Consider the following 10,849-nt stretch of genomic DNA (forward strand, 5'->3'; position numbering starts at 1 on the left):
CTTACTGGTACTGTATGAGGTCTTTTGCGACGGTTAGCCGAGACAAGACATTAAAAGTGTGGGATACGCAGTTTCAGCTTCATAAGAATCTGTCGCGTGACAGAGGTATTGATTCCCATTACCTTTCTATTAATACAGCTTGTTTCCATACCGCAAAAGGTGAATTATTTACCGCGGGAGATGACAAGTTGATAAAGGTTTGGTATTTCCATCAGCCATGACCCAAAGCTAGTAAAGCCTTTCTTTTTCTGTAAAGCAATATTATCATCATACTTATGGAGATTAACATGATAGATAAAAATGCATATTTCATGGTTTGATGATAGATATCGGTTATTTTGATACTTTGGATATTGTAAAAATATGAACCAAGGACGCCTGCGGTATATCCTACGAGAAGGGCCGGCAGTATGCATATGATAGCTTTATAAAGTATAAAAGAAAAACTTACCAATAAAAATATTAACGCCAGTATACAGAATATAGTTTCATCGCCACGCATCTTGAACAAGTGACTTAACACCGGCAATCCATTGAACCCCATAAGATACACGAGCCATCCACTATATAAGCCCATCGAGGTGCGTGTAAAAATATGTATGGCTGTAGGATTTTTGTAGTCCCTGATTTTGAAAATATAATTGAGCTTGTTTAGTGTGTAGAAGGTCGCTATGGTGAACAGCAGTGCCACCGTAAGATAATTGTTCACTTTTAAAACGATACTCAATCCTAGAAAAAGCTGATTGTAGATTACCCAGTTTTCGGAAGAAGATATCTGTTCGGCCAAGGCACGATCTTCATCTCTTTCTCTACGCAAAAGAATACAGTAAAATAGAGCTGTTGTCACAAAACATATAGCTATGACTTTCCATATTTCGAAGGTGGCGTAGTGAGGAGTCAGATAGGACCAGTTTTGATAGAAAGTTTCATACAGAGAAGTGCCGAAAATTTTCTTGTTATCCACAATAACAAGCCATACAAAGTTGATGATGATGTAAATGAGGTTTAGAAAAGCGGCCTTGTTAGCACTTCTCATAGTTTAGGTTGTAAATTAATTTAGTGTTAGCTTAATAAATTTAATAATTTCTTTAGATATTTTTCATCAATTTCACAAAAATTATTTAGCGACTCGCTATCTATATCCAGTACACCGGTGAGCTTGCCTCCTAAGTAGAAAGGAATAACGATTTCAGATTTCGAGCGAGAGCTACAAGCAATATGCCCTGGAAATTCATCAACATTAGGTACGATCAATGTTTTTTCTTGGGCCCATGCCGTACCGCACACTCCTCTGTTGTATGCTATACGCGTACAAGCCACGGGACCCTGGAAAGGTCCTAACACTAATTCATTGTTCTTGATTAGGTAAAAGCCTACCCATAAAAAGCCGAACTGTTCTTTCAGTGCCGCTGAGATGTTAGCTAAGTTGGCGATAAGGTCTGTTTCTCCACCGATAAGCGCTTCAATCTGGGGTAGTAAACTTTGGTATTGGGCTTCTTTATCACCCTGAGTAATAACTAAATCTTCTGCCATCTTTTTATCGTTTAAATATACAAATATAAGCTAATGGGATACCCATATCGTTTTATTATTGTAATAATATCTTAAAGTTTATGCCCATGAAGGTTGTGGATGAAGCGAAAGTTTCTGAGGTGTAGGGTTTTATGGCGTTAGTGTTGTAAAACAGACGTATGTTGTATAGCCTATTTATGGTATAGTCGAGTGAAGGGTTTAAGGTAATACTTTTATTTCCCCCTGTAATTTGGGCGTAGGCTATCCCTGTGCGGAAGGTGCTGACTTTTCTGTCATTCAGCGCTATATCCACTCTGAAGTTTACATCGCTTTTCCAGTTGCGATTTTGGAAAAGTCCGAAAGGCAGCAAGGTGTTGAGTTTGCGGTAGCCTATTCCAGCGATGTAGGATTGTTCATCGAATACGGCTAATTGACTGTTTTGTAAGGTAAGGTTGAGGTCTCTGACCTTTCGGTATTCGGTATTTATGCTCCAGTTGTTTCTGAAGCGTATATCCAATCCTAATAGTGGAACAAATCTGCTAGTCAGGGTGATTTGGCTGTATTGGTACTGCGGGATGAAGTTACCGTTTCCATCCCGTATGAAAGGATAGTTGTCTTCTTCTTGATATTGTGTATTAGAATGGTAGTTCACTATGCTGTATAATGACTGATAGCCGTGAAGGATATTGATGGCGGGAATCCAGTCCTCCCAACCCAAAATTTTGGACAATCCGTTATAATTCAGTCTCCAGTTAGGGATAGGAAAGTCAGGTCTATTGCTTTTACCAATTTTTTATTTTTTTGTTTAAGGATAAGTTTGAAGGAAGGCATTTACGACCACATCCTGTTGATTTTCGTCATAGCCGTCACTGAAGAAGTTTGCCTTAATGCCTGTGGAGTTGGGATTATAAGTGCCCAATGCTTCGGACATTTCCAATTTTTTATGTAAGAAATCCTCGTACATGTGTGCCGCACTTCGGAAACTGGTTTTCAGGTATGCCTGTGTTACCGAGTAATTGCCCGTAATATAGTCCGGAAGGATGTTCCACGTGTGGAAAGGACTGCTGTAATTTTTGTTGTCCATTTTGGAGACGGATAAGTCTATCTTCAGATATTTGAGCGGTTCGGCGTGAATCACTGCCGACAGGTTTTTTGAATAAGTTTTGGTGTAGTTCTCATTTTGTAAGGAATCTGTCGTCAGCCATCCGTTTCGTTGAGCTCTTTGTCGGATATCTGTTTGGGAACCGAAGATAAAATCCCAGCCTGGCGCGTTGTTACTGAAGCTATATCCCAGCATGTTGGAAAGAGGAAGGTATCCCGGTAGGAAGGAGCCTTCGATTTTGGTATAACCCGCATTGGCGTATTTTAACGTAGTCAGCAGACCAGCCATAAACCGTCGGAAAGATACTTCTTGACTCAAAGTGTTTTTTCGCAGGAAGGCGACTTTACTGTAAAGAGAATTGAAGTTGAGCGTAGGGTTTATCTGTATGGTCCTGTTGTTCTGGATGCTGTGACCAAAGTCTACATTTTCGTAGTTGCGGAAGGCCAAGGGCTCGCGCTGCCAGTTGAATTGGCTGCCGTAGCGTGCAGTGATATTAAGCCATTCCAGTATATGGGATTTTTTGTAGTGGAAGTGTATAGGTAAGATTCATCATGTGATGGTAGTCCACCGTTGTACCCATCCGCCAGAAGTTGTTCCACAAAGTATCCTTTTTAGCCCCATTGATGCGTCCGTCCGGCTCTTCGATGATAGAATAGTTTGTCGCATTGAAATCCAACCGCAAAGATTTCGTCAGATCCCAGCTAATACCGTAAATACGGGACATATTGAAGTTTTTGCTATAATAGGTAGGAAGAATATTGTTGCTGGCATTATCTCTGAATGTATTTTCGTGGTATATGCGATTTACGTTTAGCCGGAAGCTTAATAGCGAGGGCATAAGATTATAGTTGAAGGACCGAAGTAACTTGTTTTTCTGCAAAGGAAACCTGTAGTTCGGGGTGGCAGTGAAGGTATAATCCAGTGCTCCTCTATAATTTTTCTGAAGAGAGGCATATGTATACAGGTCTCTATGTTGATATTCGCTGAAATGATAGCTCAAAGAGAAATTCTCTATATGCCAAGGCTTAAGCTTTTTGTCTATAGCAGTAGAAAGCTTCCGTGCATTGATGATGCTGAAATTCTTTCTGAAAGAATAATCCTGAACCAGTCGCAGTAGAGAGTCTTTTTTTTCTTGAGAAAGTTTTTCCAAGGATGTTTTCATCAATACATCTCCTTGAAAGGGATTGTATTCCGGTGTGCCGATTTGCTTGGAAAAGTTGAAATATAAAGGGATGGAAAAAGCATTTCTGTGGTTTACGAACTTTCCCAGCTCTGCATTTGTCATGAAGTCCCAGGAGAGACGGTTTGTGCGGTCCTGTTCGGAAATACGCTGTGTGATAGGTCCGAATCCGGCAGTCATTTTTGTAGCCGAAAGGGAAATATTGGCTAGGTCGGCGAGTTTTAGTTGGAGCTCTCCTGTGGCGGCCCAGCTGCTTCTGCTGCGGAAGTCCGTTAGCCGGAGCTCGTTGAACCAGAACTCTCCGTTGATAGCTTTTCCGTGATCGGAATGTACATCCTGTGTTTGTAAGGGGTTCTTTATTCCCAACATATAAAAACGCACCTTGGACAAATCTGGGGAGCCTTTGACAGTTATTTTTCCCCTTTCCATCCGATACTCGAAAGGCTTGTCTTGCGGCCAAGGCTGCCCGTTGAGGAATGCGTTATCTCGCGCTATCTTAGCCTGTACCAGTAGGTTAAGCTCGATAGCTATATTGTTTTCGGAAGGCCATATCAATTGTGGCGAGGTACTTCCATATGGAGTGATTTTCAACGGAGCTTCGTATTCATAATAATGATATCTGTCGTCAGTTCCTAGGCGTATAAATACATAGGCGTCGTTGTCGTTGAGCTCCACTCCCTCTGCATGGACAAACATTTCCAGTTTGCCGTACTGTCGCAGATCGTAGTTAGCGGTTTTATATACGGCGCGTCCATAACCGTCTTTTAGGTTGCTAATGCTTAATGATAAAGCTTGTTCGTTGAGCTGTACATCAAGGTTGTTGTTGGCGAAATCCACTTGACGATTAATGCCTGGAGGAACCACATAAGGTATTGGAGAGCGTTTTCCATTTTCTTCAATATTGACATAACCTATCGCCGCCTTAGACTGATCTGGGGCTGGGGTTTGTCCTAAGGCAGGATCGGCGATAATCAGTGGAGAAGAATTGTCGGGGTTATAAAGCCGCCAATCACTTTTTACGAATTGCATAGTAGCAAACCGAAAGACCGCCGTATCAGCGAAATTTGTTAAAAACAGACGTATAAAGCGTATGGACTTGAAGTCGTTGATGTTGCCGTATTTGTGATGATAGTTGCGTAGAGGGATGCGCAGCTTATACCATTTGACATCTGTATTTCGACCTTGTATGTTTACGCGTGTTGTATGCTCATCCACGATAAAGTTTTGTCCTACTACCATATCTTGTGGTCGCATGGAGATGCGGTATTCATAATAGCTGTCCGCTTCATTCATATTGTTGTCGCGACCGATATCCTCTGCGTCGGGTGTAAGTGTGCGTGCGGCATTGTCCACGCCGAAGGCTTCGCGCGATAGTTGAGAGGTTTTAGAGTTGCCTTCCGTGCCGTTGATATATTTGTAACGCTCCATGATGCCGTCTGTGCGGCCGAACACGTTGCTTCGGAAATAGATGTAGTCGTCATTGGCGGGGTCCTGTTCAAAGCGGGCGTAGGCCTCGGGAGTGAGCTTGTTTTTAAGCTGATTCAGGTAGTTGCTATGAAAAGATCTTTCCTCTTCATTGTTTAAGGCATCCAAGCCGACGTCCTGATTTCTTCGGCTGGCATCCGAACTTTCGAAGACCCGGTTTACGGCTTCCACTTTAGGGACATATCCCCATACTGTCTTATCCATAGTAGACTTGTCTCCACTAGCAGGAATAGCATTTTCTATGGATTTGCGACCGTCTTTGAGAATGTCTTCCGAAATGAGGCCGAGGTTGACGTACAGGTCGCCCCCCTCCTTGTTAGGGTTGGTAAGAGAAGGGTCCATCAGCCACATTTCGAGAAATTCAATATTTTGCGCTTCAAAGTCGGGTTGATTTATTTTCTTGAACATCCCTCCCCACCTTTTTTGGGGTTGTGTCAGCTCCCCATTGGCATTTAGTTCGTGTATGTTGAAATTGTATGCACCTCGCAGCTGAGGATAATATGCAAGGTCCAACGTAGGTAAAAAGATGTCTGTCCCTGTTTTGCTTTCCTTGAAAGGAAAAACTTCCTGTTCGGTTACTTTTCTCGTTCTATGGTCTGCAAGGAAATGTCTATCGATAGCGGGGGTTAAGCTGGAGGACTGGTAAAATATAGGGTCAATATTGTAGAAGGCTAGATGGGCTCTATTATATCCATAAGAAAGGTCATTGGATAAGATATGTTCAGGAAAGAGCTGTGGAGTGGAGGAAAGCTGCCAGCCTTGCTGGTTTTTGATGTCGATGAAGCTGAAGTTATTTTCAAAATCATCTAAATAAGTCGTTCCGGCATTGGTCAATGCTTTCGCTAATCCCTGTTTGAGATAGGCCACTTCTCCATAAAAATTGATGGAGGATGGCTCATTGGTTTTGATAAAGGGCAACTTGTCTAGGAGGCGGGTAAGCCATGGAGCCTCCTTATGCCACCTGATGTCGGCACTGAGCATGGTATTGGAGAGGGGTTCCGATCCCACATATCCTTTTTCTGAGAAAGGCTTCTCGATGAGTTTCATTAGCGTTGTCCCTAACTGCAGGTTATTGTTAGCAATATAGTCTATGCGTGTGCCAAGGAAAGTTTTTTGTAATGAGCCGAAGCCTGCATCCTCAATACGTACTTTGATAGTATTGTTGGCAAAAGATATTAACGGATTGAGGAGTCGTAAGGTTCCGGTCTCATAATCTATGGCGTAATCCGCACCTTCCTGCAATAACATAGCACCGGCATAAACTTTCACTGTGTTGGGTTTCAAATCAAAAACGCCAAGAGAGAATTCGCTGCTATTGGCCGACCGTACCGTTCCTTTGATGTAGTATCGATTTTTGTTGCTATAGTGTTGAATGGCATCGGACTTTGTGAGACTATACAGTTCATGGAAGACATAGCGCTCGGCCACAGAGCTTTCATTAGGCATAAACTGGTTTTGAAGGTCTTTTCCGAAAGGTTCTACAAGAGGAAAAATGAGTTTTCCCTTGCTGTTATCGAATGTCACCCCTTCAATGAAATCTAAGAGTCCATCTTTTGTGGCTGTGTGATTCTGAGAAAGCCTGTCCAGTCCAACGATTTCCAACCAACTTTTATTTTCAAGAGCTGTGCCTTCGTACATAATAGAGCTTTCTAATGCGGTGTTTTCGTCGTGGCGCACAATATGCAGGTTGAGACCTTCCTCGCTGATTTGGCTGATACCTAAATTATAGATGTTTTTCATCATCAAATTCCAAGTAGGGAGGTTCGTTTTTAGCACCTCATTTTTCAGCAGTTTGGTATATAGCATCTGCGGATTGGAGGCGTCAAAGGCAATGTCTGTCGAAAGATCACCCACCTGATATTCTCTGCCATTTACCGTATAGCGGTAGGCTACTGCCAACACTTGGTCCTCCATAAGAGGATAGGATAGGGAGATATATCCCAATTTTCTGTTTACAGTATAATCTTTTCCTTCTATCAATCTTCGCGCATTGGTAAGTTTAACGAAGTTATCACCCCCTCCGCTTGCACTGAACAGGGAGCCCACAGCATTACTGTTAGGATTCCTGCCGTTAGGTCCTAAGAGTTCCAACAGGTTGTTGGAAAGGTCAGTGGCAGAATTTGGAAGCCTGAATTCGGAAATTTAACAGTGGGATTGCCGGTAATGAGCGTATTGTAGGGAGTTGATTCCCCTAAATCCAGCAAGGCCAGAATGTCGCGCGCTCCGTCGACTTTGTCTGCTCGATTGCTCAACCAAACCTCTATGGTGGTAATATTTACCGGCGAATTGATAAGGGGAGCGAGCTTTAGACTTTCGTTATATTGATCTCTAAAGTAATGGGCGAGGAAGAAATGTTGGTTGGCTTCGTAATCGGCTATGGAGATGTTTATCTCTCTTTCAAGCCGTCCGTTCGATAATGTTAATTCTCGGTGTTCTGCATTTTTCTGTGATGCTACACCTGTGATATTTAGTTTGCCGACCTGTAGCTGTGCTTTTATGCCGAAAAGAGATTCGGAGGAAGCCATCAGCCGCGTAGGGGTAATGAAATTGACATTTCCTATTTCTAGTCGCTGCAGGATGTCATTTTTCTTTCCGATATAATCGAATTTAATGAAATTGTCGACATCAAATTCGGATTCGGAACTAAAGTTGGCGGTGATGCGTCCTCGCTGTCCGATATTTCCGGAAAGATTAAGGTGTAGCTTTTGGTCCAACTCTAGGCCCCATAACTTTTTATGGCGTTCGTTGAGCAAAGGATTCTGGCTGACGTTACGCTGTGCCATAAGGGATATGTCTATACTTCCTTTGGGAATAATCTCAATCGTGTTGCCTCCAAAGATACGCTCAAAGGCCGGGCTTTTTATTGTTATAGGTTCCAGAATGGCTTTCTTTTCTTGGGTAAATGTATTAGCAGCATGAGTTTTCCAATATTGCTTTTTAGAAAGCGAGGAGGAAATTTTCAGATAATCGGTCAATGAGGCATATTGCTGGAATATGCTATGTCCGGAATTTTGTGATATTATGAAAAGGTTCTGCCAAGGGTGATAATCATATTGGTAAGTGTATTTTTTAAGAAAAGGTGTTTTAGGTGATATTACGGTAAAAGGAAGATCTCTTTGAAGATGACGGAAGCGTAGTGAATCTCCTAAGGAAAGAAAAGGCTGGCCTGCTCCACTTTTGCAGAGTAACAAAAAAGAAAGGAATACCAGCATCCAATACTTAAGGTTCATCGTTTGGTTAAGGCATAGTACGGGCGTTACCTAGAATTAGCCTTTATAATTATACGATTTCTTAAGACAATATAAAAGAGGAATTTATATGTCTAAGACTCAGCTTAGGGAGAGTATTCTTAAAAAGAAAGCGGATCTTTGATCCGCTTTCTTAGGGTATTAAAGTTTTTTGAGTGCCAGTTTGATCATCTGCTCAACGGTAAGGTTGGGTTCTGCCTGTACAATGGCGGACAGCATCTTCTCTACCTGATTTTTAGGGAAGCCCAACATGACTAAGGCTGCCAAGGCTTCTTCCGGAACGGACTGTTTTGCTACAGGAAGAGGTAGTAGGGCGTCGTCTCCTTGTTTTTTAAGCTTATCTTGCAATTCAAGGATAAGACGTTGTGCTGTTTTTGGACCTATACCTTTTATTTTTTGTATCAAGGCTACCTGTCCATTTACTATGGCTGTATGCAGTTCTTCGGGAGTGCTGGATGAAAGCATCATACGGCCTGTGTTAGGTCCTATGCCCGATACCGATATAAGGTGGTTGAAGAGATGACGTTCACTTTCTGTAGCAAAGCCATAGAGTGTGTGAGCATCTTCTCTCACTTGAAAGGACACATACAACTTACAGTTCTCCTGGTCTTTGATCTGTGAATAGGTGGTCAGGGATATATGGATATGATATCCTATTCCGCCTACCTCCAGGATGACATGTGTCGGTGCTTTGAATACTAATTTACCGTTGAAATAATCGTACATATTCTATTTTTTTTTCGTGCGCCTGTGCGTCTACTACCGCAATAGTAACCATATTGACAATCTCACGTACGGAGCTGTCCAGCTGCAATACGTGTACCGGCTTGTTCATTCCCAGTAGGATAGGGCCTACCGCCTCAGCGTTTCCTACTTCCTGAAGGAGTTTGTAGGCGATGTTTCCAGATTCCAGATTAGGGAAGATCAAGGTGTTGGCCGCTTCTCCTACCAAGGTGCTGAAAGGAAAGTTGGACTTCAGCATATCGTTATTCAGTGCAAAGTTGGCTTGTAGTTCACCATCCACTACCAAGTCCGGATGTTGTTCGTGCAGGATACGTACTGTTTCACGCACCTTCACTGAGGTAGGGCCGTCATTTGAACCGAAGTTAGAGTATGAAAGCACCGCTACACGAGGTTTAACGTTGAAGCGGCGTACGGTTTTGGCTATCAATACGGTGATGTCGGCCAACTCTTCCGCTGTAGGATTTTCGTTGACGGTAGTATCACCAAAGAACAGAGGTCCTTTTTCGGTGAGCATCATATACATACCCGCAATGCGGCTTCCCGGCTTAGCGCCTATTACCTGCAAAGCAGGACGGATGGTGCTGGCGTAGTTGCGTGTCAATCCCGATATCAGGGTATCGGCGTCGCCGAACTCCACCATGCTTGCCGCATAATAGTTGCGGTTGGTCATCAGCTGTGTGGCATCAAATTTGGATAATCCACGACGTTGACGCTTTTTATAGAGGTTCTCCACATATTCGGCAAAGCGAGGGGATTTTGTTTCTTCTCTAGGGTCTATGATTTTTACATCGCTAAGGTCGAAAGCATATTCTTCTATCAGGTCTTTGATTTTCTGGATATTACCTAATAATATAGGGATGGCGATGCCTTCTTCTTTTACGATTTGTGCAGCACGTAGCGTTTTGTAATTGTCTGCTTCGGCGAATACCACGCGTTTAGGATTGTTTTTGGCAATAGCCGTAAGATTACGCATGATACCATCATCTTTTCCTAAACGTTTACGTAGCTGTTCTCTGTATTCATCCCAGTTTTCAATTTTTTTGCGTGCGACGCCAGATTCAATAGCTGCTTTGGCTACAGCCATAGAAACCTCAGTGATAAGACGAGGGTCTGTAGGCTTAGGGATTACGTAATCCGGGCCAAAACGTAAGTTGTTTGTATTGTAGGCTTGGTTTACTTCTTCCGGCACAGGCTCTTTAGCTAAGGCAGCGATAGCATGTACGGCAGCAATCTTCATCTCTTCATTGATAGCTTTGGCACGCACGTCCAATGCGCCTCTGAAGATGTACGGGAAACCCAATACGTTGTTTACCTGGTTAGGGTAGTCCGAACGGCCTGTCCCCATGATGATGTCGTCGCGAGTAGCTACGGCCAAGTCGTATGCTATTTCAGGGTTAGGGTTAGCCATAGCCAATACGATAGGGCGAGGAGCCATAGTTTTCAGCATTTCGGGCGTGAGCACATCTGCTGCTGAAAGACCAATAAATACATCAGCATCCTTTACCGCTTCTTCTAATGTGTGGATGTCTCTGTCTGTTGCCCACTCGGCTTTACTAGTATCCAGTGTGCTCTATCTTT

7 protein-coding genes and 2 pseudogenes are annotated in these 10,849 nt (G+C 43.0%); 1 reads left to right on the top strand and 8 read right to left on the bottom strand.

The window, feature by feature from the left end; all coding sequences use genetic code 11:
- Positions 1 to 221: pseudogene (locus SD31_RS18485) on the top strand (hypothetical protein); the annotation flags it as partial.
- On the opposite strand, the gene SD31_RS05015 reads toward SD31_RS18485, so the two are convergent.
- The 8 genes and pseudogenes from SD31_RS05015 to SD31_RS05035 form a co-directional block, all read right to left on the bottom strand.
- Positions 212 to 1,036 (bottom strand): hypothetical protein, encoded by an 825-nt coding sequence (locus tag SD31_RS05015; RefSeq protein ID WP_039053338.1) that lies wholly within the window; start codon positions 1,034 to 1,036, stop codon positions 212 to 214. The pseudogene SD31_RS18485 and the gene SD31_RS05015 overlap by 10 nt on opposite strands.
- 26 nt (positions 1,037 to 1,062) lie before the next feature.
- On the bottom strand, positions 1,063 to 1,533 hold the full coding sequence (locus tag SD31_RS05020; RefSeq protein WP_039053339.1) for a GAF domain-containing protein: 471 nt from the start codon (positions 1,531 to 1,533) through the stop codon (positions 1,063 to 1,065).
- 55 nt (positions 1,534 to 1,588) lie between these two features.
- Positions 1,589 to 2,230 (bottom strand): hypothetical protein, encoded by a 642-nt coding sequence (locus SD31_RS16465; protein ID WP_156138210.1) that lies wholly within the window; start codon positions 2,228 to 2,230, stop codon positions 1,589 to 1,591.
- Between the two features lie 87 nt (positions 2,231 to 2,317).
- Entirely contained in the window at positions 2,318 to 3,061 is a 744-nt protein-coding gene (locus SD31_RS16470; RefSeq protein WP_156138211.1) for a hypothetical protein, read from the bottom strand.
- A 46-nt stretch (positions 3,062 to 3,107) separates the two neighbouring features.
- Positions 3,108 to 7,370 (bottom strand): cell surface protein SprA, encoded by a 4,263-nt coding sequence (gene sprA / locus SD31_RS16475; RefSeq protein ID WP_197053544.1) that lies wholly within the window; start codon positions 7,368 to 7,370, stop codon positions 3,108 to 3,110.
- Positions 7,358 to 8,509 carry a cell surface protein SprA gene (sprA, locus tag SD31_RS19915; RefSeq protein ID WP_156138213.1) on the bottom strand — a complete coding sequence of 384 codons (1,152 nt, stop codon included), beginning with the start codon at positions 8,507 to 8,509 and terminating at the stop codon, positions 7,358 to 7,360. The genes sprA (SD31_RS16475) and sprA (SD31_RS19915) overlap by 13 nt, the downstream gene beginning before the upstream one ends.
- A gap of 159 nt (positions 8,510 to 8,668) precedes the next feature.
- The gene (gene ruvA / locus SD31_RS05030; RefSeq protein WP_039053340.1) at positions 8,669 to 9,253 is read right to left on the bottom strand and encodes a Holliday junction branch migration protein RuvA; all 585 of its coding nucleotides are present in this window, start codon (positions 9,251 to 9,253) and stop codon (positions 8,669 to 8,671) included.
- Positions 9,231 to 10,835: pseudogene (locus tag SD31_RS05035) on the bottom strand (phosphate acyltransferase); the annotation flags it as partial. The gene ruvA and the pseudogene SD31_RS05035, both read right to left, overlap by 23 nt.
- Positions 10,836 to 10,849: the final 14 nt, after the last annotated feature.

The organism is Sphingobacterium sp. T2, from assembly GCF_000814685.1.
GTDB classification, from domain to species: Bacteria; Bacteroidota; Bacteroidia; order Sphingobacteriales; family Sphingobacteriaceae; genus Sphingobacterium; species Sphingobacterium thermophilum.

What these genes read in the sequence shown, in the direction of transcription:
- ruvA (WP_039053340.1), bottom strand. Translation starts at nt 9,253, where the DNA reads ATGTACGATTATTTCAACGGTAAATTAGTATTCAAAGCACCGACACAT.
- SD31_RS05015 (WP_039053338.1), bottom strand. Translation starts at nt 1,036, where the DNA reads ATGAGAAGTGCTAACAAGGCCGCTTTTCTAAACCTCATTTACATCATC.
- SD31_RS05020 (WP_039053339.1), bottom strand. Translation starts at nt 1,533, where the DNA reads ATGGCAGAAGATTTAGTTATTACTCAGGGTGATAAAGAAGCCCAATAC.
- sprA (WP_156138213.1), bottom strand. Translation starts at nt 8,509, where the DNA reads ATGAACCTTAAGTATTGGATGCTGGTATTCCTTTCTTTTTTGTTACTC.